17 protein-coding genes and 1 pseudogene are annotated in these 23369 nt (G+C 71.2%); 15 read left to right on the plus strand and 3 right to left on the minus strand.

Annotated features, from left to right (window positions below):
- Positions 1-76: 76 nt before the first annotated feature.
- The 3 genes from K1J60_RS34075 to K1J60_RS34085 form a co-directional block, all read right to left on the minus strand.
- Entirely contained in the window at positions 77-1018 is a 942-nt protein-coding gene (locus K1J60_RS34075; protein ID WP_220649564.1) for a carbohydrate kinase family protein, read from the minus strand.
- Positions 1019-1120: 102 nt separating this feature from the next.
- Positions 1121-2104 carry a hypothetical protein gene (locus tag K1J60_RS34080; RefSeq protein ID WP_220649565.1) on the minus strand — a complete coding sequence of 328 codons (984 nt, stop codon included), beginning with the start codon at positions 2102-2104 and terminating at the stop codon, positions 1121-1123.
- Positions 2105-2332: 228 nt separating this feature from the next.
- A complete protein-coding gene (locus K1J60_RS34085) occupies positions 2333-2707 on the minus strand; it encodes a response regulator (RefSeq protein ID WP_220649566.1) in 375 nt (124 codons plus the stop codon).
- Positions 2708-2911: 204 nt separating this feature from the next.
- Here K1J60_RS34085 and K1J60_RS34090 point away from each other — a divergent pair, with 204 nt between their 5' ends.
- The 15 genes and pseudogenes from K1J60_RS34090 to K1J60_RS34160 all read left to right on the plus strand — a co-directional run bounded on the left by K1J60_RS34090 (position 2912) and on the right by K1J60_RS34160 (position 23343).
- Complete coding sequence (locus K1J60_RS34090; protein ID WP_220649567.1) at positions 2912-4306, plus strand: ABC transporter substrate-binding protein; 1395 nt, start codon at positions 2912-2914, stop codon at positions 4304-4306.
- 98 nt (positions 4307-4404) lie between these two features.
- On the plus strand, positions 4405-5709 hold the full coding sequence (locus K1J60_RS34095; RefSeq protein ID WP_220649568.1) for an ABC transporter substrate-binding protein: 1305 nt from the start codon (positions 4405-4407) through the stop codon (positions 5707-5709).
- 9 nt (positions 5710-5718) lie between these two features.
- Positions 5719-8526 (plus strand): PAS domain S-box protein, encoded by a 2808-nt coding sequence (locus K1J60_RS34100; RefSeq protein ID WP_220649569.1) that lies wholly within the window; start codon positions 5719-5721, stop codon positions 8524-8526.
- Positions 8527-8833: 307 nt separating this feature from the next.
- Positions 8834-9505 (plus strand): response regulator transcription factor, encoded by a 672-nt coding sequence (locus tag K1J60_RS34105; protein ID WP_220649570.1) that lies wholly within the window; start codon positions 8834-8836, stop codon positions 9503-9505.
- An 89-nt stretch (positions 9506-9594) separates the two neighbouring features.
- Positions 9595-11679, plus strand: coding sequence for an excinuclease ABC subunit UvrC (gene uvrC / locus K1J60_RS34110; RefSeq protein ID WP_220649571.1), 2085 nt, complete (start codon positions 9595-9597; stop codon positions 11677-11679).
- Positions 11680-11864: 185 nt separating this feature from the next.
- Positions 11865-12764 carry an RNase adapter RapZ gene (gene rapZ / locus K1J60_RS34115; RefSeq protein WP_259408043.1) on the plus strand — a complete coding sequence of 300 codons (900 nt, stop codon included), beginning with the start codon at positions 11865-11867 and terminating at the stop codon, positions 12762-12764.
- Complete coding sequence (locus K1J60_RS34120; protein WP_220649573.1) at positions 12761-13831, plus strand: gluconeogenesis factor YvcK family protein; 1071 nt, start codon at positions 12761-12763, stop codon at positions 13829-13831. The genes rapZ and K1J60_RS34120 overlap by 4 nt, the downstream gene beginning before the upstream one ends.
- The gene (gene whiA, locus K1J60_RS34125) at positions 13822-14811 is read left to right on the plus strand and encodes a DNA-binding protein WhiA (RefSeq protein ID WP_033526623.1); all 990 of its coding nucleotides are present in this window, start codon (positions 13822-13824) and stop codon (positions 14809-14811) included. Before K1J60_RS34120 ends, whiA begins: the two co-directional genes overlap by 10 nt.
- Positions 14812-14990: 179 nt before the next feature.
- Positions 14991-17945: a M14 family metallopeptidase gene (locus K1J60_RS34130; RefSeq protein WP_220649574.1), complete on the plus strand. Its 2955-nt coding sequence runs from the start codon at positions 14991-14993 to the stop codon at positions 17943-17945.
- A 269-nt stretch (positions 17946-18214) separates the two neighbouring features.
- Complete coding sequence (gap, locus tag K1J60_RS34135; protein WP_220649575.1) at positions 18215-19225, plus strand: type I glyceraldehyde-3-phosphate dehydrogenase; 1011 nt, start codon at positions 18215-18217, stop codon at positions 19223-19225.
- A 136-nt stretch (positions 19226-19361) separates the two neighbouring features.
- Positions 19362-20573 carry a phosphoglycerate kinase gene (locus K1J60_RS34140; protein ID WP_220649576.1) on the plus strand — a complete coding sequence of 404 codons (1212 nt, stop codon included), beginning with the start codon at positions 19362-19364 and terminating at the stop codon, positions 20571-20573.
- Between the two features lie 6 nt (positions 20574-20579).
- The gene (tpiA, locus tag K1J60_RS34145) at positions 20580-21356 is read left to right on the plus strand and encodes a triose-phosphate isomerase (protein ID WP_033526619.1); all 777 of its coding nucleotides are present in this window, start codon (positions 20580-20582) and stop codon (positions 21354-21356) included.
- 101 nt (positions 21357-21457) lie between these two features.
- A complete protein-coding gene (gene secG, locus K1J60_RS34150) occupies positions 21458-21688 on the plus strand; it encodes a preprotein translocase subunit SecG (protein WP_029181151.1) in 231 nt (76 codons plus the stop codon).
- 228 nt (positions 21689-21916) lie between these two features.
- A complete protein-coding gene (locus K1J60_RS34155) occupies positions 21917-22252 on the plus strand; it encodes an RNA polymerase-binding protein RbpA (protein WP_003957010.1) in 336 nt (111 codons plus the stop codon).
- A gap of 72 nt (positions 22253-22324) precedes the next feature.
- A pseudogene (locus tag K1J60_RS34160) lies at positions 22325-23343 on the plus strand (MFS transporter).
- Positions 23344-23369: the final 26 nt, after the last annotated feature.

The raw sequence follows: 23369 nt of genomic DNA on the forward strand, positions 1-23369 counted from the left end.
AAGCACAGGGCGGCCCGCGGGAACTCCCCGCGGGCCGTCGCCTGTTCACCCGTCAGCCGCCCCGGCCCACCGGCGGTCAGCCCTCTCGCACCTCGGGTGCGAGGGACGGCGGCTCGCCCACCTCCGCCGCGTACGGGGGCTGCGCGCCCGCTCGGGAGCAGGTGATCGCCGCCGCGCGGGCCGCGAAGCGGAGCAGACCGGCCCAGTCCTCGGCGCCCAGGGCTGCGACGGCCGCGTCGGAGAGGGCGTCCCGGGCCGCCAGGCCGTGCAGGAGGGCCGCGTTGACGGTGTCACCGGCGCCGATGGTGTCGACGACATCGGTCTTCTCGCCCGGTACGGAGTGCCTCCCACCCACCCGGGTGTGGACGGTCAGCCCCTCGCCGCCGTGGGTGACGACGACGGCGGCCGGTCCGGAGTCCAGCCACAGACGCGGAGTGCCGCCGAGCCACCGCGCGTCCTCCTCGGAGAGCTTGAGCAACGACACCGAGGGCAGCCAGCTGTGGAACCGGGCCCGATAGGCGTCCGCGTCCGGGATCAGACCCGGCCGGATGTTGGGGTCGAGGGCGGTGAACACGCCTTGGGCGGCGGTCGTGTGCAGCAGCTTCTCGTACGCGCTCGCGCCGGGCTCCAGGACCAGTGAGCAGGTGCCGAAGGAGACGGCCCGGGTGCCCTCGGGAAGCCGGTCGGGCGTCACGAACAGGCGGTCGGCGCTGCCCTCGACGTAGAAGGAGTACCGGGCCGAGCCGTCCGTGCCGATCGAGGCCAGGGCGAGGGTCGTGGGCTCGGGGCCCCGCTGCACGGCGGCCACGTCCACCCCCGCCTCGCGCAGGCCGGCCAGCAGGGCCTCTCCGTAGACGTCGTACGACACCCGGGAGCAGAAGGAGGTGGGGGAGCCGAGACGGCCGAGCGCCACGGCCGTGTTGTAGGGGCCGCCGCCGCGGGCCGGCCGCAGCTCCACGAGCACGCCCGCGCCCTGCGGGACGAGGTCGATCAGGGCTTCACCGGCGACGACGATCACGGGACGGATCCTTTCTGGGGGCTTCCGGCCGGAAAGTATCGCAAAGGCGTGCGCATCGCGACGGGCGTCCGCCCCGGTGCCGGGCCTCCGCTCCGCAGCCGCTCACTCCCAGTCCCAGCCGATTCCCACGATCCCCGTCCGTACCCGGGGTTCGACGAGGTGCACCGAGCGGTGGAGGCCGCTCAGGGCGAGGTTCTGCCGGCCGCCGCGCGGGGCCGCGGCGGAGTGCTGGCTGAAGCGGTGGCAGCGCAGGGGCAGGGCACGTTCGTCGAAGCGGACCTGGAGGGCGTACTGGCCGCCCGTGGAGCGGAAGCCGCGGACGTACTCGGTGCAGACACCGGCCGTGCCGTCGTCGAAGCCGTAGCGGAAGAGGTGTGTGTCGCCGCTGCGCAGCCGGGTGTCGAAGAGCAGCTCGGCGACCAGGACACCGGTGTCCCGGTCCCAGCGCACCCGCCCGCTGCGGCAGTTCTCCAGGGCACGGACGCCCATCCGCTCCGGGGCGCAGCCCGGGTCGCCGTGGTGGACGGCCACATAGCGGTCCACACCGTCCTTGTGGGCGCGCACGATCTGCTGGGACTCGCGGCCCAACAGCTCCCGACAGGCACCGACCCGGACCCGCTCGTGGTGGCCGATGGTGTGCACCCCGCTGTCGCGCGGCACCTCCAGTTCGGCGAGAAGTCGTTCGAGGACGCCGGAGGCCTCCACGACGGAGCGGTACGAGCGGCCGGCGGGGCGTCGCGGACCGGACTGCTCGTCGGCCCGGGCGAGCAGCCGGATCAGCGACTCGTCCGGGAGCTGGAGGATCTCCTCCAGGGCCCGCACCGCCCGCAGCGACTCAGGACGCTGCGGGCGCCGGGCGCCCTGCTGCCAGTAACTGAGGCTGGTGACACCGACCTTGACCCCGTGGCGCGTCAGGTGGTGCTGCACGCGCTGCAGCGGCAGTCCGCGGGCGGCGATCGCGGCGCGCAGGGCGACATGGAAGGGGCCGCCCCGCAGGGCCGACTCCAGCTCCGCCGCGGCGACGTCCGCGACGGCTGCGACGTCCGTGACCGCCGCGACGTCCGCGTGCTCTGTGGCGTGCCGCATGCAGGGACCTTTCCGTAGACGAGTGCGAGTGCGCGACGTGTGCTCGGGACCGCGCGTGCCGATCGGGCACCCGGCGGACGCTCGGGGCCCCAGGAACCCTGGGCGGCCGTCCGTCTTCACATCCGTAGGACCGCGTTCCTCGCCCCGAGTTCCCCCGCATTGAAGCGTGTTGACCAAGTCCCGACAACACCTGCCGCGTGACATGGCCGGACACCGTCGCCGGGATCGTCACGGCGCGGACGGCCCGTGACCGGGCCCCGACAGGTCCCGCAGCGCCTCTCCCGAAAGCTTCGACTTGTGCAGAAAACCCCGGGCGGGACTGGCGGCGACGAGTTCCTGGATGTCGTCCAGCGGGTGCGTGGAGATGAGGACGATGACGGAGGCGGCCGTGCGGGCGAGCCTCGGCGCGAGCTCCAGTCCGCTCTCGCCGTCCAGGTCGATGTCCAGCAGGACCAGATCCGGGGCCAGTTCCACGACCCGTGCCAGCGCCTCCGTGCCCGTGGACGCCACCCCGACGACGGATACGCCGTCGCGCTCCAGCAGCTTACGGGCGGCCTCCAGGAACCGGGCACTGTCATCGACGATGAGACAGCGCATGGACATGGGCACAGCCTTCCAAGGTGGTCAGGGCCATACATTCCGGCTAGCCGTAAAGTGTCGTCGCCGACGGACACCCGTCAGCGGGAACCCGCTCAAGTGCTGCGCCGGGTCGAGGGGTTCACTCTCACTCAGGGAATCGCACACGACACGAGGAGTAGCATGTCGTGGCCCTGGGGGCCGTGCCGTCCGGTCGAGTGGGGGTGTGCGATGAAGACGCAACGCCGGGACCTCGGAAAACGTCCCGTCCGCCGTGCCCTGCTGTCGGGCGCGGCGGCCGTCGTGCTGCTCCTGACCGGCTGTGGCGCCGGTGACGGCGACGGCCGGGTGGACGAGGAGGACAAGGCGGCGGGCGACACGACCTGTGACGGCAGGATCGACGGCACCGCACACATCACGATGTGGTTCCACGCGGGCCAGAGCGGCGAGCAGACCACGCTGAGGAGCCAGGTCAAGGAGTTCAACCGAGCCCAGGAACAGGTACGGGTCGAACTGGTCACCCTGCCCGAGCAGCGCCCGTACACCGAGCTGGTGCTGTCCGCGGCGGCCAGCGGCGATCTGCCGGACCTGCTCGACTTCGACGGCCCGAACCTCTACAGCTACGCCTGGTCCGGCACGCTCAGGCCGATCGACTCCTGCGTACCCGCGAGGACCAGGAAGGACCTGCTGCCCTCCCTCCGCGAACAGGGCACGTACGACGGGCGGCTGTGGGGGGTCGGCACGTTCGACTCCGGACTCGGCCTGTACGTACGGCCGTCGGTGCTGAAGGACGCGGGCGTGCGCATCCCGAAGGGGATCGACGACGCCTGGACCGCCGACGAGTTCACGGGGATCCTGCGCACGCTGCGCGAGGCGGGCTACGAGGCGCCGCTCGACCTGAACTTCATCGACTCCAAGACCGCCGACGAGTGGAACACCTACGCCTTCGCGCCGGCCGTGTGGTCCGCCGGCGGCGACCTCATCGACCCCGAGGAGTTCCGCACGGCCGACGGGTTCCTCAACAGCCCCGAGTCCGTCGAGGCGCTCACCACCATGCAGCGCTGGGTGGAGGAGGGATACGTCGACAGGGACCGGAAGGAGGACAAGAGCGCCTTCGTGAAGGGCCGCACACCCATCTCCTGGATGGGGCACTGGAAGTACGGGGAGTTCAGCGAGGCCCACCCCGGCGACGTGGCGATCGTGCCGCTGCCCGACTTCGGCACGGGCACCGTCACCGGCATGGGGTCCTGGCAGTGGGGCATCCCCTCCGGGGACGCCGACGGCGACGCGGTGTGGCGCTTCCTGGAGTACCTGCTGCGCCCCGAACAGGTGGCCAGGATGAGCGAGGCCAACGGCGCGATCCCGGGGACCGAGGGCGCCGTGAAGCTGTCCCCGCTGTACGACGAGGACGGCGCGGAGCGGCTGTTCATCGAGCAGTTGCGCGGCGGTGCCGCCCGGCCGAGGCCGCAGACACCGGCGTACCCGGCGGTCACCGTCGCCTTCTCGCACGCGGTCGCCGACATCGTCTTCTCCGGAGCGCCCGTCGAGAGGACGCTGGACGACGCGGTCGAGGCCATCGACCAGGACCTCGCCGCCCACGACGGTTACCCGAAGAGCGGCCCGTGACCCGCTCCGCCCGCCCCCGGCGAAACGCTCCCCGACTGCCCGGACGGACCGCCGCTTCGAGGACGTCGCACCGCGCGCGGGCGGCGCTCGTGCTCTGCATGACCCTGCTGCTCGGGGGCTGCGAGGCGGGCGGGGACCACGGCGAGCAGCACCCCCGGCGGACCGCCGACGCGACCTGCGACGGGCGCATCGACGACCCCGCGCAGATCACGCTGTGGTTCCACCAGCCGTCGGCGCGCGGTGAGCTGGAGGCCGTACGCGCCCAGGTCCGGGCGTTCAACACCGCCCAGGACGAGGTGACGGTCCGCCTCGTGGACGTCCCGGAGGGCGACTACGAGGACCTGGTCCGCACGGCCGCCGCCGACGGGGAACTGCCCGACCTGCTCGACTTCGACGCGCCGAAGCTGTTCAGCCACGCCTGGGCCGGCCACCTGAGGCCGATCGACTCCTGCGTCCCGAAGTCCCTGCGCGCGGACCTGCTCCCCTCCGTCCTCGAACAGGGCACCTACCGGGGCCGGCTGTGGGGCCTCGGCACGTTCGACTCCGGACTCGGCCTGTACGTACGGCCGTCGGTGCTGAGGGACGCGGGCGTGCGCATCCCGAAGGGCGTCTCCGACGCCTGGACCGCCGACGAGTTCACCGGCATCCTGAAGAAGCTGCGCATCCTGGGCTACGACAGACCCCTCGACCTCCAGCTGCCGTGGGCCGACACCGAATGGGGGACGTACGGCTTCGCGCCGGCCGTCTGGTCGGCGGGCGGCGACCTGATCGAGCGATCCACCTATCGAACGGCCGACGGAGTGCTCAACGGGCCGCGGTCGGTCGAGGCGCTGACGACGCTGCAGGGCTGGGCGAAGGCGGGATACGTGGACGCGAACAAGGACCTCGACGCCTTCCAGAAGGGCCGCAGTCCCGTGTCCTGGACCGGTCACTGGTGGTACGGGCGCTACACCGAGGCCCACCCCGGCGACGTGGCGATCGTGCCCCTGCCCGACTTCGGCACGGGCAGCGCCACCGGGATGGGTTCCTGGCAGTGGGGCGTACCCGCGGGCGGGGCCGACGGCGACGCGGTCTGGCGCTTTCTGTCCTTCCTGCTGCGCCCCGACGAAGTCCTGCGGATGACGGACGCCAACGGCGGGATCCCCGCCACCGGCACCGCGATCGAACGCACCGACGCGTTCGCCGAGGGAGGGCCCGCGCGCCTCTACATAGACCAGCTGCGGGGCGGCACCGCCCGCCCCCGGCCGCAGACCCCCGCCTACCCGGCGATCACCGACGCCTTCGCCGAGGCGTTCGCGAAGATCATGCGGGGAGCGGCGGTACGGCCCGCCCTGGACGAGGCGGTCCGCGCCGTCGACAAGGACCTGGCGGACCACGGTCACTACCCCCCGACCGGACCGTGAGGCCCGGCCGTGCTCCGCCCACCGCCCAGCCGACCAGCCCCCGCGCCGCGCCCCGCGGCGGAACCGGCACCCCGCCGCGCCACGACCGCGGACACCGTCCCGTTCCTGGCCCGGCTGCGCGTCGCCCGCAAGCTGACGCTGCTCGTCCTGCTGCCGGTCACCGTCCTGCTGGCCGTCACCGCGGTCGCCGCCGTCGCCCAGTGGCGGGAGGCCCGGACCCTGCGCGACTTCGACACCGCGATCGAGGTGTCCTTCGAGATCAGCGAGGTCTCCGACGCCGTCGCCCGTGAGCGCATCGCCGCGGTGGAGGCCCGGCTGAGCGCCGGTCCGGACACCCTGCGCCGGCGGTCGGAGGCCCAGCGGATCACCGACCACACCCTGCGACGGGCCTTCGAGGAGACCGTCGGCCGGACGGAGTCCGACGACGCCGGGATCCTCGACGCCGTACGCCGCCAACTGCACGCCCTCCGGGTCCAGACGGGCACCGGGTCGCTCCAGGCGCAGACCGTCGCCCAGCGGTACGAGGCCATCGAGAACAAGGTGCTCGACATCGTCGCCGGCCTCGAAGCCGGACGTCCCACCAGGGCCTCGGGCCGGGCGGCGGACGCCCACATCGCGATGCTGCGGGCCGTCGCCGCCGCCGAGAGCGAACGCGCGGAGCTCGCCATCCTCTTCCACACGCCCAGCGACGGACGCACCACCGCCACCGCGGGCCGCTGGACCGAGCTGGAGAAGGCCCAGCTCAGGGCGTTCCAGCAGACCGCGTCGGACGAGCTGAAGGCCGAACTGCACACCGCGAGCTTCCGGGCCCCCGGACGCGCCGTCCGCACGGCCCGCGACCTGGTCGCCGACCCCGATCCCCGGCCCGCCGAATGGCCCGCGTACGACGACTGGCTCAGCGAGTCCGAGGACTACGCCGACGCCCTGCGCGGCATCCGTGACCGGGCCGCCCGGGAACTCGACGACACCGCCCACCGCGACCTGCGCACCACCCGGACCCGGACCTTCACCGAACTCACGATCTGCCTCGTCGTCCTGGCCCTCGTCATCTTCTTCGCGCTGACCCTGTGCCGCTCGATCACCCGCCCCCTCGGCCAGGTCTCCGAGGGCGCCCGGGCCCTGTCGGACGGCGATCTCTCGTACGACATCCGCTACACGGGACACGACGAACTCGGCGACGTCGCCGACACGTTCCGCGAGCTGCGGGTGACCAGCGAGCGGCTGGCGGGCGAGATCCGGGCCATGAACACGGCGATCGACGCGGGCCGGCTCGGACACCGGGCCGACGTCGACTCCTTCCACGGCACCTGGGCCCAGCTGCTGGGCGGCATGAACGGCACCATGGCGTCCTTCGCCGCGGCCCACGGCCGGCGCCGACGGGCCGAACGGGAACTGGAGGGCATCTTCAACCTCTCCCTGGACCTGCTCTGCATCTGCGGCGTCGACGGCTACTTCAAGCGCGTCAACCCCGCCTTCGAACGCACCCTGGGCTATCCGGTCCGGACACTGACCTCCCGGCCGTTCCTCGACTTCGTCCACGAGGACGACCGGGACAGCACCCGGGCGGCCGTGGCGCTGCTGGCGAGCGGCGCCGAGGTCGCCGAGTTCGAGAACCGGTACCTGCGTGCCGACGGAACCGAACGCTGGCTCCAGTGGAGCGCCCGCTCGGTCCCCGAGGAGGGCCTCATCTACTCCGCCGCCCGCGACGTGACCGAGAGCCGCCGCGCCGCGCTCGAACAGGCCGCGCTGCGCCGGGTCGCCACCGCGGTCGCGCGCGGCGTGCCGCCGTCCGACGTGTTCGCGACGGTGGCCGAGGAGGTCGCGTCGCTGCTGGGCACGGCCGCGGCCGTCATACGGTACGAGCCCGGCGGCGGCATCAAGGTCCTCGGGATCGCGCACGCGCGCGTGGACGACGTCGAGGCCGCCTGCCTGACCCGCCGGGAGGCGCCCGCCAGGACCATCGACGAGGTGGCCCGGACCCGGTGCGTGGCCCGGTCGGACACCTCCGTGGGCGCCCCCATCGTCGTGGACGGCCGCATCTGGGGAGTGGTCGTGGCCGCCTCGCTGCTCGATCCGCTGCCCGACGGTGCCGAGTCGCGGCTCGCCGACTTCACGGGGCTGATCGCCACCGCGATCGCCAACGCCGACAGCCGGGACCAGCTGACCGCCTCACGCGCGCGCGTGGTGGCCGCGGGCGACGCCTCACGGCGCCGCATCGAACGCGACCTTCACGACGGTGTCCAGCAGCGCCTGGTCTCCCTCCAGCTGGAGCTGCGGATGACGGAGACCCTGGTGGACGACCCCTCCTCGGAACTCGCCCGACAACTGGACCACCTGGCCAAGGGCCTCGACGACACCTTCCAGGACCTGCTCCAGGTCGCCCGGGGCATCCACCCGGCCGTCCTCTCCAAGGGCGGCCTGGGCCCCGCCCTGCGCTCCCTGGCCCGCCGCTGCGCCATCCCCGTGGAGCTCGACCTCGGATTCGCCCGCACCCGCTTCCCGGAACAGGTCGAGGTGGCCGCGTACTACGTCACCTCCGAGAGCCTCACCAACGCCGTCAAGCACGCGCGCGCGAGCGTGGTGACCGTGGCGGCCGAGGAACACCCGGGCGTGCTGGAACTGCTCATCCGGGACGACGGCGTCGGGGGAGCCGAACCCGACCGGGGATCGGGACTGATCGGGCTCATCGACCGGGTGGAAGCGATCGGCGGCAGGTTGACGGTCACCAGCCCGCCCGGCGAAGGGACGACGTTGAGCGTGCGGCTGCCGCTGCCCCGGCCCGGGGAGGCCGCGACGGCCGACGCGACACGCGTATGACCGCCCGAAGCGTACGCGGTGAGGCCCGTTCAAAGGGGGGAGTCCGGGTCTCGGTACGGGCGTACGTTCCGGGCGGTCGAATCGGACGGCGGAGACGGCCGTCCGGCTCTCGGGCATGCGGAGGTCTCGCCGTCTCTCGTCAGAGGCACCGGTTCCACCCGCGGTCGCGCTTCTTCGAGCATTGCGGGCAAACGTTCAGGTGTCTTCACGGCCCGCCCCCAACTAGGCTTCCGGCTAGCCGTAAGACCGTGTTCAGGCAGGCTGTCGGGACGAACAGGACAGGTCGGGCAAGGGGGAGGCCGAGACCATGGAGGCCGATCAGAATCCGGTGCGCGGGCGAGTGGTGCTCGCGGACGACGACGTGCTCCTGCGGGAAGGGCTGGCGAGCCTCTGCGAGCGCGTCGGCTACGAGGTGACCGGGCAGGCCGGCGACGCCGCCGGGCTCTTGGAGCTGGTGGAGAACGAGCTTCCGGACATCGCGATCGTCGACATCCGGATGCCGCCGACGCAGTCGACGGAGGGGCTGAAGGCCGCGCGGGAGATCCGGGAGCGGTATCCGTCGGTCGGGATCCTCGTGCTGTCGGCGTTCGTCGAGGTGGAGGACGCGTTGGAGCTGCTGGCCGGCGGGCGCAGCATCGGATATCTGCTCAAGAGCCGGATCACCGTCGTGGAGGAGTTCCTGGAGACGCTGGACAGGATCCGGCGGGGCGGGTCGGTGGTGGACCCGTCGCTGGTGCAGGAACTGGTCGCCGCGCAGAGACGTGACGATCCGCTGTCGATGCTCAGCAACCGGGAGCGGGAGGTTCTCGGCCTGATGGCCGAGGGGCGGTCCAACGCGGGGATCGGCCGTCGGCTGTGGGTCACCGAGGGGACGGTCGAGAAGCATGTGCGGAGCATCCTGGGGAAGCTGCGGCTGCCCGAGGAGCCGGACGACCATCGCCGGGTGCTGGCCGTGCTGACGTTCCTGGAGACGCGCTAGGCGCGCTGACATCACGCGTGGTGCGTGGCGGGATCGGGCCTTGTCCACAGGGCCCCGTGTTGTCACTCCCCGCCAGTAGGGTGTGAAGCATGGCCGATCCCTCCAGCTACCGCCCCAGCCCGGGGCAGATCCCGGATTCCCCCGGGGTGTACAAGTTCCGCGACGAGCACCGCCGGGTGATCTACGTCGGGAAGGCGAAGAGCCTGCGTCAGCGCCTGGCCAACTACTTCCAGGACCTGGCCGGCCTTCATCCGCGCACCCGCTCGATGGTCACCACGGCCGCCTCCGTGGAGTGGACCGTGGTGTCCACGGAGGTCGAGGCGCTTCAGCTGGAGTACTCCTGGATCAAGGAGTTCGACCCCCGGTTCAACGTCAAGTACCGCGACGACAAGAGCTACCCGTACCTCGCCGTCACGATGAACGAGCAGTACCCGCGCGTGCAGGTGATGCGCGGTCACAAGAAGAAGGGCGTGCGGTACTTCGGGCCGTACGCGCACGCGTGGGCGATCCGTGACACCGTCGACCTGCTGCTGCGCGTCTTCCCCGTACGCACGTGCTCCGCCGGGGTCTTCAAGAACGCGACCCGCACCGGCCGCCCCTGTCTGCTCGGCTACATCGGCAAGTGCTCGGCCCCCTGCGTCGACCGGATCTCCGCCGAGGACCACCGCGAACTGGCCGACGAGTTCAGCGACTTCATGGCCGGGCGCACGGGCACGTACATCCGTCGCCTGGAGAAGCGGATGACGGACGCGGCAGAGGAGATGGAGTACGAGCGGGCCGCCCGGCTGCGTGACGACATCGAGGCCCTGAAGAAGGCCATGGAGAAGAACGCGGTCGTGCTCGCCGACGCGACCGACGCCGACCTGATCGCCGTCGCCGAGGACGAGCTGGAGGCGGCCGTCCAGATCTTCCACGTCCGCGGCGGACGGGTGCGCGGCCAGCGCGGCTGGGTCACCGACAAGGTCGAGGCCGTCACCACCGGTGACCTCGTCGAACACGCGCTCCAGCAGCTGTACGGCGAGGAGACGGGCGACTCCGTGCCCAAGGAGGTCCTCGTCCCGGCGCTGCCCGACCCCGTCGGACCCGTGCAGGAATGGCTCGCCGGCCGCCGCGGGGCGGGCGTCTCCCTGCGTATCCCGCAGCGCGGGGACAAGAAGGCGCTCATGGAGACGGTCGCGCGCAACGCCCAGCAGTCGCTCGTGCTGCACAAGACCAAGCGCGCCTCCGACCTCACCACCCGCTCCCGCGCCCTGGAGGAGATCGCCGAGGCCCTCGACCTGGACAGCGCGCCGCTCAGGATCGAGTGCTACGACATCTCCCACCTCCAGGGCGACGACGTCGTGGCCTCCATGGTCGTCTTCGAGGACGGGCTGGCCCGCAAGAGCGAGTACCGCCGCTTCCAGATCAAGGGCCGGGTCGGAGACACCCAGGTCTGGCACGGCGAGGGACAGGACGACGTCCGCTCCATGCACGAGGTCATCGCCCGCCGCTTCCGGCGCTACCTCGCGGAGAAGGAGAAGACCGGCGAGTGGGTCGAGGAGGACGGGAACGCCGGGCCCGACGGGAACGCCTTCACCGAGGAGGACGGCCGCCCCAAGCGGTTCGCCTACCCGCCCCAGCTCGTCGTCGTCGACGGCGGGCAGCCCCAGGTGGCCGCCGCCCGCCGCGCGCTCGACGAACTGGGCATCGACGACATCGCCGTCTGCGGCCTCGCCAAGCGCCTGGAGGAGGTCTGGGTGCCCGGCGAGGACGACCCGGTGGTCCTGCCCCGCACCAGCGAGGGCCTCTATCTGCTCCAGCGCGTCCGCGACGAGGCCCACCGCTTCGCCATCACCTATCAGCGCACCCGACGCGCCAAGCGTTTCCGGGCGAGCCCCTTGGACGACGTGCCCGGCCTCGGGGAGGCTCGCAAGCAGGCCCTGCTGAAACACTTCGGCTCGCTGAAGAAGCTGCGCGCCGCGACGATCGAGCAGATCTGCGAGGTTCCGGGCATAGGGCGCAAGACGGCCGAGACGATCGCCGCGGCCCTCGCCCAGGTGGCTCCGGCCGCACCCGCCGTGAACACGGCGACGGGAGAGATCATGGAGGAAGAGGAGCCCGGTACGACGGCGGACCCCTCTGGGGAGCCCGTGGCCGCGGGTGCCCCGGACCGGCGGCGAGGGCAGGAGACATGACCGAGCACGACGAGCGTCCGGGACTCCCGGACCACGCAGAACCCCCTGACCACGCAGAACCCCCTGAGCGCTCAGAGCGTCCAGAACAGCAGCACCACGAGCACACAGCGGAGCGCGGGTCGGCCCACAGCGCGGCGGGCGACGACACCTCCCCGCACCCAGCGCCACAGGAAGACGGAGCACACGTGAGTACGGGCATCGAAACAGCCGGGGTCCCCGAGGCGGCCATCCCCGAGCTGGTCATCATCTCCGGCATGTCCGGCGCCGGACGGTCGACGGCCGCCAAGTGTCTGGAGGACCTCGGCTGGTTCGTCGTCGACAACCTGCCGCCCGCGCTGATCCCTACCATGGTGGAGCTCGGCGCCCGCTCCCAGGGGAACGTGGCGCGGATCGCGGTCGTCGTCGACGTCCGCGGCCGCCGCTTCTTCGACAACCTCCGCGACTCCCTCGCCGATTTGGAGACCAAGCACGTCACCCGGCGGATCGTCTTCCTGGAGTCCTCCGACGACGCCCTGGTGCGCCGCTTCGAGTCGGTGCGCCGCCCGCACCCCCTCCAGGGCGACGGCCGCATCACCGACGGGATCGCCGCCGAGCGGGAGCTGCTGCGCGAGCTGCGCGGCGACGCCGACCTGGTCATCGACACCTCCAGCCTGAACGTGCACGAGCTGCGCGCCAAGATGGACGCCCAGTTCGCGGGTGAGGAGGAGCCCGAGCTGCGGGCGACCGTCATGTCCTTCGGCTTCAAGTACGGCCTCCCGGTCGACGCCGACCTGGTCGTGGACATGCGCTTCCTGCCCAACCCGCACTGGGTCCCCGAGCTGCGCCCGTACACCGGCCTCAACGAGGAGGTCTCCGCGTACGTCTTCAACCAGCCCGGCGCCAAGGAGTTCCTCGACCGCTACACCGAGCTGCTCCAGATGATCGCCGCCGGCTACCGCCGCGAGGGCAAGCGGTACGTGACCATCGCGGTCGGCTGCACCGGAGGCAAGCACCGCTCGGTCGCCACCTCCGAGAAGCTGGCCGCCCGCCTCGCCTCCCAGGGCGTCGAGACCGTGGTCGTGCACCGGGACATGGGGCGCGAGTGACCGGACGTGCTGCTCTGCGGTTGGGCAGACTGCGCCGCGTCACCCCCGAGGGCCGAGCGGGCCAGCCCGCCGAGGCCCGCGGGGCAAGGCCCCGCCGCCGCGGCGCCCAGCCCAAGGTCGTCGCGCTCGGCGGCGGCATGGGCCTGTCCGCCTCGCTCGCCGCGCTGCGCCGGATCACCGGCGACCTCACCGCCGTCGTCACCGTGGCCGACGACGGCGGTTCCAGCGGACGCCTCCGTGACGAGCTGGGCGTCCTGCCGCCCGGCGATCTGCGCAAGGCGCTGGCCGCGCTCTGCGGCGACGACGACTGGGGCCAGACCTGGGCCCGCGTCATCCAGCACCGCTTCCAGTCCCAGGGCGACCTGCACGAGCACGCGGTCGGCAATCTGCTGATCGTCGCCCTGTGGGAACAGCTCGGCGACCACGTCCAGGCCCTCGACCTGGTCGGCAGGCTGCTGGGCGCCCAGGGTCGTGTCCTGCCCATGTCGGCCGTGCCCCTGGAGCTCCAGGCCCTGGTCAAGGGCCACGACCCCGCCCGCCCGGACGAGGTCGACACCGTGCGGGGGCAGGCGACCGTCGCGCTCACCCCGGGCGAGGTGCAGTCCGTGCACGTCGTGCCGCACGACCCGCCCGCCGTCCCGGAGGCCGTGGCCGCGGTCCGCGACGCCGACTGGGTGGTCCTCGGCCCCGGCTCCTGGTTCTCCTCGGTGATCCCGCACCTGCTCGTGCCCGAGCTGCTCGACGCCCTCACCGAGACCAAGGCCCGACTCGTGCTGTCGCTGAACCTCGCCCCGCAGCCGGGAGAAACCGATGGCTTCTCCCCGCAGCGTCATTTGGAGGTTTTGGCACGACACGCCCCTAAACTCGCCCTGGACGTGGTGCTGGCCGACGAGGCCGCCGTGCCCGACCGCGACTCTCTGACCGACGCCGCCAAAGGGTTCGGCGCCGCGGTCGAGCTGGCGCCGGTGGCCCGGACCGACGGATCTCCGCGGCATGATCCGGAGCTGTTGGCCGCCGCGTACGACCGTATTTTTCGGATGCATGGAAGGATCGGCCCATGGCGATGACGGCAGCGGTGAAGGACGAGATCTCCCGGCTACCCGTCACCCGGACCTGCTGCAGAAAGGCGGAGGTCTCGGCGATCCTGCGGTTCGCGGGCGGGCTGCACCTGGTGAGCGGCCGCATCGTGATCGAGGCGGAGCTGGACACCGCGATGGCGGCCCGCCGCCTCAAGCGGGACATCGCGGAGATCTTCGGCCACGGCTCCGAACTGATCGTGATGGCACCCGGCGGCCTGCGCCGCGGTTCCCGTTACGTCGTCCGGGTGGTCGCCGGCGGTGACCAGCTGGCCCGCCAGACCGGCCTGGTGGACGGGCGGGGCCGGCCGATCCGGGGTCTGCCGCCCCAGGTGGTCTCCGGGGCCACCTGCGACGCGGAGGCGGCCTGGCGCGGCGCCTTCCTGGCCCACGGCTCGCTCACCGAACCCGGCCGGTCGTCCTCCCTGGAGGTGACCTGCCCGGGCCCGGAGGCCGCCCTCGCACTGGTCGGCGCCGCCCGCCGGCTGTCGATCGGGGCGAAGGCGCGCGAGGTGCGGGGCGTGGACCGGGTCGTCGTACGGGACGGGGACGCCATCGGCGCGCTCCTGACCCGCCTCGGCGCCCACGAGTCCGTGCTGGCGTGGGAGGAGCGGCGGATGCGCCGCGAGGTCCGGGCCACGGCGAACCGGCTCGCCAACTTCGACGACGCCAACCTGCGCCGCTCGGCCCGTGCCGCCGTCGCCGCCGGCGCCCGGGTGGGCCGCGCCCTGGAGATCCTCGCCGACGACGTCCCCGAGCACCTCGCGGCCGCCGGACGGCTGCGCATGGAGCACAAGCAGGCCTCCCTGGAGGAGCTGGGCGCGCTCGCCGACCCCCCGCTGACCAAGGACGCCGTCGCGGGACGGATCCGGCGGCTGCTCGCCATGGCCGACAAGCGCGCCTCGGACCTCGGCATCCCGGGGACCGAGGCCAGCCTCACCGAGGAGATGGCCGAGAATCTCGTGGGGTGACACCACCCCCGGAAATCTCAACTCGCCGGTGCCGACGCTCATTTGGGGCTGTCGGCACCGGCTTCCCGCTTTCTGCGTGAATTCCGTGATTGGCCTGTGAGGCCTCCTTGACTTGGCCCAGATCTGACATGAGCCTGGCGTCTGTTCGCTACTGGGGTGAACCACTCCAAGGGGGGCTCATGAGACGAAGAGCGAGATCGATCCTCGCTGCCGGCGCGCTCCTGCTGGGCGGCGGTGCGGGACTCGCACCGCTCGCCCAGGCGGCCGAGAACGACGGCTCGGACACCGAGGAAGTCAAGGTCTTCCGCGCCGAGGTGACGAAGAAGCAGATACCGCTGCTGCTCGCGGCCGGGCAGGACGGTCACGAACTCAGCGAGCAGGCGCCGGAGAAGGGCACCGCGTCGGTCGAGGTCTACCTCACCGACAAGCAGGCGGACGCCCTTGAGGAGCAGGGCGTCGAGCTGAAGGAACACCGCCTCACCAGCAAGGCCGAGGCGCGCGTGGACGCGGCGGGCGACGGGGTCTATCGCCCCTACAGCGGCGCCGGCAACCTCAAGGAGGAGATCCTCCGGACGGGTCAGGAGCACCCCTCCCTGACCAAGGTGGTCTCCCTCGGCAAGACCCTGCGGGGCCAGGACATCCTCGCGGTCAAACTGACCAAGAACGCCAAGAAGACCAAGGACGGCGCGAAACCGTCGGTGCTGTACCTGTCCAACCAGCACGCCCGTGAGTGGATCACGCCGGAGATGACCCGGCGCCTGATGCACCACTACCTGGACAACTACAAGACGGACAAGCGGATCAAGAAGATCGTCGACTCCACCGAGCTGTGGTTCGTGATCTCCGCCAACCCGGACGGCTACGACTTCACGCACCAGGCCGACGGCAACCGCCAGTGGCGCAAGAACCTGCGGGACGTCAACGGCGACAACGCCATCACCGTCGGCGACGGCGTCGACCTCAACCGCAACTTCGCCTACAAGTGGGGCTACGACAACGAGGGCTCCTCCCCGTTCCCCACCAGCGAGACCTACCGCGGCGACGGCCCGAACTCGGAGCCCGAGACCAAGGTCCTGGACGCCTTCGAGAAGCGCATCGGCTTCGAGTACGGCATCAACTACCACTCGGCCGCCGAACTCATCCTCTACGGCGTCGGCTGGCAGGTGGCCAGCCCCAGCCCCGACGACGTGCTCTACAAGTCGCTGGCCGGCACCCCGGAGAACCCCGCGATCCCCGGGTACCACCCCCAGCTCTCCTCCGAGCTGTACACGACGAACGGCGAGGCGAACGGCCACGCCTCCAACGTCAACGGCGCGGCGTTCTTCACCCCCGAGATGTCGACCTGCCAGACGGCGTCGAACATCGACCCGGACGACGCCTGGAAGCCCGAGGACTGCGCCTCGGTCTTCACGTTCCCGGACGACGAGAAGCTGATCCAGCAGGAGTTCGAGAAGAACATCCCCTTCGCGCTCTCCGTCGCCGAGTCCGCCGTCAAGCCCGACCAGCCGAAGTCCTCGGTCGGCATCGACGCTCCCGACTTCACCCCGGCCGCCTTCACCACGTCGTACTCGCGCGGCGCCGACCAGACCATCTCCGTCGTCGCCCGCAAGTCCGTTCGCGACAAGGAGCTGAGGTACCGGATCAACGGCCGCGGTCCCACGTACGACCAGACGCTCAAGGCCTGGAAGGGCGGTGAGACGTTCGGCGGCGCGGACAACCTGTACTTCGACGAGTACCGGGCCAAGGTGCAGGACGGCGAGCCGGGCGACAAGGTCGAGGTCTGGTTCACCGGTGAGACGAAGAGCGGCAAGCCGACCAAGAGCGAACGCTTCACCTACACGATCGCCGAACGCCCCAAGGCCGACACGCTCGTCGTCGCCGAGGAGGGCGCGACCGCGACCCAGACGCAGGTCTATGTGGACGCGCTGAAGGCCAACGGCAAAAAGGCGCTCGTCTGGGACGTCGCGACCCAGGGCGCGCCCGACGCGCTCGGCGTACTGAAGCACTTCAAGCAGGTCGTGCACTACACGGGCGCCGTCCGGCCGGGCGTCGCCACCCAGCTCGCCCTGCGCGCCTACCTCAACGAGGGCGGCAAGCTGATCGAGGCGGGCGAGAGCGCCGGAGGCTCGGTCGACCTCGGCGGCGGCACCCTGTCGAACGATTTCAGCCAGTACTACCTGGGTGCCTACAGCCGTACCTCCCTGCCGAACGCCACCGCCTTCGCCGGCCTCGCCAAGCTCGACGGCTTCTCGGGGGCCCTCGGCGACGCGCCCGGAAACCCGCTGAACACCGCCGGATCGTTCGGTGTCACCTCCGACGCGCTGCCCGTGGAGACGTTCCCGCAGTTCGCGAGCGCCGGCGCGGGCCAGTACCCCGGGACGGTCAACCCGTACGGCCCGTACGAGGGCGCGTCCATGGCGGCCGCCACGCACACCGACTACGCGTGGAACCGACTCACCCGCACCATCGACCTCACGTCGGTGACCGCGGCGGACAAGCCGACCCTGCGCACCCAGCTGCTGTGGAGCACGGAGGAGGGCTACGACCACGCCCTCCTGGAGGCGCACACCGTCGGGGCGGACGACTGGACGACGCTGCCGGACACCGGTGGTGCCACCTCCACCACCGTGCCCACCGAGTGCGAGGCCGGGTTCTTCGTCCAGGGCCACCCGGCCCTCAAGCGGTACCTGACCGTGGGCTCCGGGGGCTGCACGCCCAGCGGCACCAGCGGCGCCTGGAACAGCTTCACCGGGGCCTCGGACGGCTGGCAGCAGGTCGAGTTCGACCTGTCCGCGTACGCCGGCAAGACGGTCGAGGTGTCGCTCAGCTACGTCACCGACCCGGGCAGCGGCGGTCGCGGTCTCCTCGCCGACAACGCCTCCGTCGTCATCGGCGGCACGCCCGGCGCGGTGGAGGGCTTCGAGACGTCGCTCGGTGCGTGGAGCACCCCCGGCCCGCCCGCGGGCAGCCCGGCGGTCGTGAAGGACTGGGGACTGTCGGGTGAACTGTTCAAGACCTTCGGCGCGGTCACCACGGACGACACGGTGCTGCTGGGCTTCGGTCTGGAGCAGGTCGTCTCGGCGGCCGACCGCAAGGCACTGCTCGGCAAGGCACTGGCGGCACTGAAGGACTGAGCGCCGACTGGGCCGAACGGCTGAGGAAAGACCTCGTGGGCGGCCCTCCGGACGTCTGAAATCAGATGATCGGAGGGCCGCTCAAAAGGTAATCACCTTGTAAAACCAGGGCGGTCCGTACCCCTACTGGCGAGTACGGACCGCACCGGCATGTATAGGGCATCTCGATGTCACCCGACGGGTGTCGGGGAGGTAGGGTCGTAGGCGGTCGGGGACATCCCATACAGCTCGCCGGCACTGAGCCGGCGTACCAACGAGGAGATCGGTTCGTGACGATCCGCGTAGGCATCAACGGCTTTGGCCGCATCGGTCGTAACTACTTCCGCGCGCTGCTGGAGCAGGGTGCGGACATCGAGATCGTGGCTGTCAACGACCTGGGTGACACCGCGACCACCGCTCACCTGCTGAAGTACGACACCATCCTGGGCCGTCTCAAGGCCGAGGTGTCGCACACCGCCGACACGATCACCGTGGACGGCCACACCATCAAGGTCCTCTCCGAGCGCAACCCCGCCGACATCCCGTGGGGCGAGCTGGGCGTCGACATCGTCATCGAGTCCACCGGCATCTTCACGAAGAAGGCCGACGCCGCCAAGCACCTGGCCGGCGGCGCCAAGAAGGTCCTCATCTCGGCTCCGGCCAAGGACGAGGACATCACCATCGTGATGGGCGTCAACCAGGACAAGTACGACCCGGCGAACCACCACGTCATCTCCAACGCCTCCTGCACCACCAACTGTGTGGCGCCGATGGCTAAGGTCCTCGACGAGAACTTCGGCATCGTCAAGGGTCTGATGACGACGGTCCACGCCTACACCAACGACCAGCGCATCCTGGACTTCCCGCACTCGGACCTGCGCCGCGCCCGCGCCGCCGCCGAGAACATCATCCCGACCACCACGGGCGCCGCGAAGGCCACCGCGCTGGTCCTGCCGCAGCTCAAGGGCAAGCTCGACGGCATCGCGATGCGCGTCCCGGTCCCGACCGGCTCGGCCACCGACCTGGTCGTCACGCTGCAGCGTGAGGTCACCAAGGACGAGGTCAACGCCGCGTTCAAGAAGGCCTCCGAGGACGGCGACCTCAAGGGCTACCTGGCCTACACCGAGGACCCGATCGTCTCCTCGGACATCGTCAGCGACCCGGCCTCCTGCACCTTCGACTCCTCCCTGACCATGGTCCAGGAGGGGAACTCGGTGAAGATCCTCGGCTGGTACGACAACGAGTGGGGCTACTCCAACCGCCTCGTCGACCTCACGGTCTTCGTCGGCGGCCAGCTCTGATCGACAGAGCGGGCACTTCCGTGTGAGAGCAGGGCTCGGGCGGCGCAGGGACGCGCCGCCCGAGCCCTGACGCACGTACAAAAGCGGTTCCTCCTACGATCACGAGCACCACAAGTCCTCCTCGGGAGCCCTCTTCATGAAGACGATCGACGAGCTCCTCGCCGAGCCAGTCGCCGGCCGGCGGGTCTTCGTCCGCGCCGACCTCAACGTGCCGCTCGACGGCACCACCATCACCGACGACGGCCGCATCCGCGCCGTCCTGCCCACCGTGAAGGCGCTGGCCGAGGCGGGCGCGCGCGTCGTCGTCGCCTCCCACCTCGGCCGCCCCAAGGGCGCCCCGGACCCGGCCTTCTCCCTCGCCCCGGCCGCCGCCCGCCTCGGTGAACTCCTCGGCGCCGACGTGGCGTTCGCGACCGACACGGTCGGCGAGTCCGCCACCGCCACGGTCGCGGGCCTGGCCGACGGCCAGGTCGCCGTGGTCGAGAACCTGCGCTTCAACGCCGGTGAGACGAGCAAGGACGACGCCGAGCGCGGCGCCTTCGCCGATCAGCTGGCCGCCCTCGCGGACGTCTACGTCGGCGACGGGTTCGGCGCGGTGCACCGTAAGCACGCCTCGGTCTTCGACCTCCCCGCCAGGCTGCCGCACTACGCCGGCTACCTCATCGCCACCGAGGTCGGCGTCCTGAGGAAGCTCACCGACGACGTCCAGCGGCCCTACGTCGTCGCGCTCGGCGGCGCCAAGGTCTCCGACAAGCTCGCCGTCATCGACCAGCTGCTCGGCAAGGCCGACCGCATCCTCATCGGCGGCGGCATGGCGTACACCTTCCTCAAGGCCAAGGGCCACGAGATCGGCAGCTCCCTGCTCCAGGAGGACCAGCTCGACGCGGTCGCCGAGTACCTGGAGCGCGCGGAGAAGACCGGCGTCGAACTGGTCCTGCCCGTCGACGCCGTCGTCGCGCCCGCCTTCCCGGACCTGAAGAGCAAGGCTCCGGCCGACGCCACCTCGGTGGCGGCGGACGCCATGCCCACCGATCAGATGGGCCTGGACATCGGTCCGGAGTCCCGCAAGCTCTACGCCTCGAAGATCGCGGACGCCGCCACCGTCTTCTGGAACGGCCCCATGGGCGTCTTCGAGCACCCCGATTTCGCCGAGGGCACCAAGGCGGTCGCCCAGGCACTCCTCGATTCCGAGGCCTTCACGGTCGTCGGCGGCGGAGACTCCGCCGCGGCCGTGCGCATCCTGGGCTTCGACGAGAACGCATTCGGCCACATCTCGACCGGTGGTGGCGCCTCCCTCGAATACCTCGAGGGCAAGACGCTCCCCGGCCTCGCCGCACTGGAGGACTGACCCTCAATGAGCACGCGTACGCCCCTGATGGCGGGCAACTGGAAGATGAACCTCAACCACCTCGAGGCCATCGCCCACGTCCAGAAGCTCGCCTTCGCCCTCGCCGACAAGGACTACGAGGCCTGTGAGGTCGCGGTCCTGCCGCCCTTCACCGACCTGCGCTCGGTCCAGACCCTGGTCGACGGCGACAAGCTCAAGATCAAGTACGGCGCCCAGGACCTTTCGGCCCACGACTCCGGCGCGTACACCGGCGAGATCTCCGGCCCGATGCTGGCCAAGCTCAAGTGCACGTTCGTCGCGATCGGCCACTCCGAGCGCCGCCAGTACCACGACGAGACCGACGAGATCGTCAACGCCAAGGTCAAGGCCGCCTACAAGCACGGACTCACCCCGATCCTGTGCGTCGGCGAGGAGCTGGAGGTCCGTGAGGCGGGCAACCACGTCTCCCACACCCTCGCCCAGGTCGAGGGCGGCCTCAAGGACGTCCCCGCCGAGCACGCCGAGACCGTCGTCATCGCCTACGAGCCCGTCTGGGCCATCGGCACCGGCAAGGTCTGCGGCGCCGAGGACGCCCAGGAGGTCTGCGCGGCCATCCGCGCCAAGCTCGCCGAGCTGTACGGTCAGGAGCTGGCCGACCAGGTCCGCATCCAGTACGGCGGCTCCGTCAAGGCCGGGAACGTCGCCGAGATCATGGCCCAGGCCGACATCGACGGCGCCCTCGTCGGCGGTGCCTCGCTGGACGCCGACGAGTTCGTCAAGATCGTGCGCTTCCGCGACCAGTGAGTAGGCGGTAGCAGCGAGACGTCGTACTCTTGCGGGGACCGGCCGCCGCGGCCGGTCCCCGCAGTCCATCAGAATCCGAGGAAGTTGGTCCAGCCGTGGTTATGGGGTTCTCGATCGCCCTGATCGTCTTCAGCCTGCTGATGATGCTGCTGGTGCTGATGCACAAGGGCAAGGGCGGCGGCCTCTCCGACATGTTCGGTGGCGGTATGCAGTCCTCCGTCGGCGGCTCCTCGGTCGCCGAGCGCAACCTCGACCGGATCACCGTCGTGGTCGGTCTGCTGTGGTTCGCGTGCATTGTCGTACTCGGCATCCTGATGAAGGTCAACAACTGACCCTCAGGCCGACACCGGCGAACAACGCGTCACGGACGCACCATTCCGCACGTAAAGCCCCATGCCGGGTACGCGACTTCGAGCGCGGCCTATCATGGGGCTTGCGTCTGTGGGCGGGATGTAACTCCAATCACTGGACGCGCGTTGGGCCTTACGTAGACTGAGGCGCTCGCAGCGAAGCGAAACGCCGACTCGCTTCGCCGCACCATCACGCAGGGAGTTACGACCGTGGCAAGTGGCAACGCGATCCGAGGAAGCCGGGTCGGGGCGGGGCCGATGGGCGAAGCCGAGCGCGGCGAGTCCGCACCCCGGCTGCGCATCTCCTTCTGGTGCTCCAACGGACACGAGACCCAGCCGAGTTTCGCCAGCGACGCACAGGTCCCCGACACCTGGGACTGCCCGCGCTGCGGCTTCCCGGCCGGACAGGACCGGGACAACCCGCCGGACCCACCGCGCACCGAGCCCTACAAGACGCACCTCGCCTACGTCCGCGAGCGGCGCAGCGACGCGGACGGCGAGGCGATCCTCGCCGAGGCGCTCGCCAAACTACGGGGCGAGATCTAGCGAACGACACCGGCCGGGCACCGAGGGTGCCCGGCCGGAGACGTATGGAGCTGGAGGCGTATGGTGCAGTGACTGGCTCTTCCGCAGGTCAGGCCGCTTGTCAGTGGGTCCCTCTCCAGCTTCGGGGACGCACTGCGTACGGCCGCGCTGCCGCTGCCCGAGGTGACATCGACCAACGGCCGCTGCTCGTCGCCTCGGTCACGGCCTGCGGCCATCTGCCCTGGCTCGTGTCCGGGCTGTTCGGCGGGGCCGTCGCCGACCGCGTGGACCAGCGGCGGGCCATGTGGGTCGTCGACGTCGTGCGGGGGCTGCTGGGGGCGGGCTTCGCTGGAGCCGTGGCCCTCGACAGGTCCTCGATCGCCCTGCTGATCGCCGTGGCCTTCGCCCTGACCACACTCCAGACGCTGCTCGACAACGCGGCGACGGCCCTGCTGCCCGCCGTGGTGGGCCGGGACGCCCTGGGCGCGGCGAATGCCCGGTTGACGACCGGTCAGCAGGCCGCGGGCGGACTGGTGGCCGCGCCGCTCGTGCCGCGCCGGACTGGCGGACACCGGGGCGGGACATGGCCCTGCGCGGACTGTGCGACGCCACCGCGCTGTGCGACGTCGGGTTCACGACGGTGACGACCGCCTACGCCGTGGGCGGGCTCGCCGGGGGAGCGGTGAACGGACGCCCGGTGATCCGCGTCGGGAGAGAGCGGGCCGTGCTGCCGGCCGGTGCGGCGCCCATCGCGGCGTTGCTCGCGATGGGCACGGTGCGCGGTCCGGCGGCACTCGCGGTGAGCCTCGCCGTGTGCGGCGCCACGGGGATGGTGGGGAACGTCAACTCCACGCCCCTGATGCAACAGCGCACCTCCGCCGACCTGCGCTCGGCCGCGTCGGGTCCGTCTTCCGGACCCTCGGCGCGGCGGGGGCGCCCCTCGGTGCCCTCCTGGGCGGAGCCGTCGCCACGGCCTGGGTACGCGCACGTCGGCCCTGCTCGCCGCCGCCTTCTTCGTCGTGTCGGTCGTCACGCTGATACCGGCGCTCAGGAGGGACGTATCTGTTGTTGTGCCGGACGACCGGGGGACGACAGCTCGTGTTCCGTCGTGATCAATTAGGTTGGAACGGCAGCGGGG

This window comes from Streptomyces akebiae (assembly GCF_019599145.1).
Classification (GTDB): Bacteria; Actinomycetota; Actinomycetes; order Streptomycetales; family Streptomycetaceae; genus Streptomyces; species Streptomyces akebiae.

Excerpts from the sequence above, each read along its gene's own strand:
- K1J60_RS34085 (WP_220649566.1), bottom strand. The coding sequence starts at position 2,707 with ATGTCCATGCGCTGTCTCATCGTCGATGACAGTGCCCGGTTCCTGGAG.
- K1J60_RS34080 (WP_220649565.1), bottom strand. The coding sequence starts at position 2,104 with ATGCGGCACGCCACAGAGCACGCGGACGTCGCGGCGGTCACGGACGTC.
- K1J60_RS34140 (WP_220649576.1), top strand. The coding sequence starts at position 19,362 with ATGAAGACGATCGACGAGCTCCTCGCCGAGCCAGTCGCCGGCCGGCGG.
- uvrC (WP_220649571.1), top strand. The coding sequence starts at position 9,595 with ATGGCCGATCCCTCCAGCTACCGCCCCAGCCCGGGGCAGATCCCGGAT.
- K1J60_RS34130 (WP_220649574.1), top strand. The coding sequence starts at position 14,991 with ATGAGACGAAGAGCGAGATCGATCCTCGCTGCCGGCGCGCTCCTGCTG.
- K1J60_RS34105 (WP_220649570.1), top strand. The coding sequence starts at position 8,834 with ATGGAGGCCGATCAGAATCCGGTGCGCGGGCGAGTGGTGCTCGCGGAC.
- K1J60_RS34090 (WP_220649567.1), top strand. The coding sequence starts at position 2,912 with ATGAAGACGCAACGCCGGGACCTCGGAAAACGTCCCGTCCGCCGTGCC.
- tpiA (WP_033526619.1), top strand. The coding sequence starts at position 20,580 with ATGAGCACGCGTACGCCCCTGATGGCGGGCAACTGGAAGATGAACCTC.
- K1J60_RS34095 (WP_220649568.1), top strand. The coding sequence starts at position 4,405 with ATGACCCTGCTGCTCGGGGGCTGCGAGGCGGGCGGGGACCACGGCGAG.
- whiA (WP_033526623.1), top strand. The coding sequence starts at position 13,822 with ATGGCGATGACGGCAGCGGTGAAGGACGAGATCTCCCGGCTACCCGTC.
- secG (WP_029181151.1), top strand. The coding sequence starts at position 21,458 with ATGGGGTTCTCGATCGCCCTGATCGTCTTCAGCCTGCTGATGATGCTG.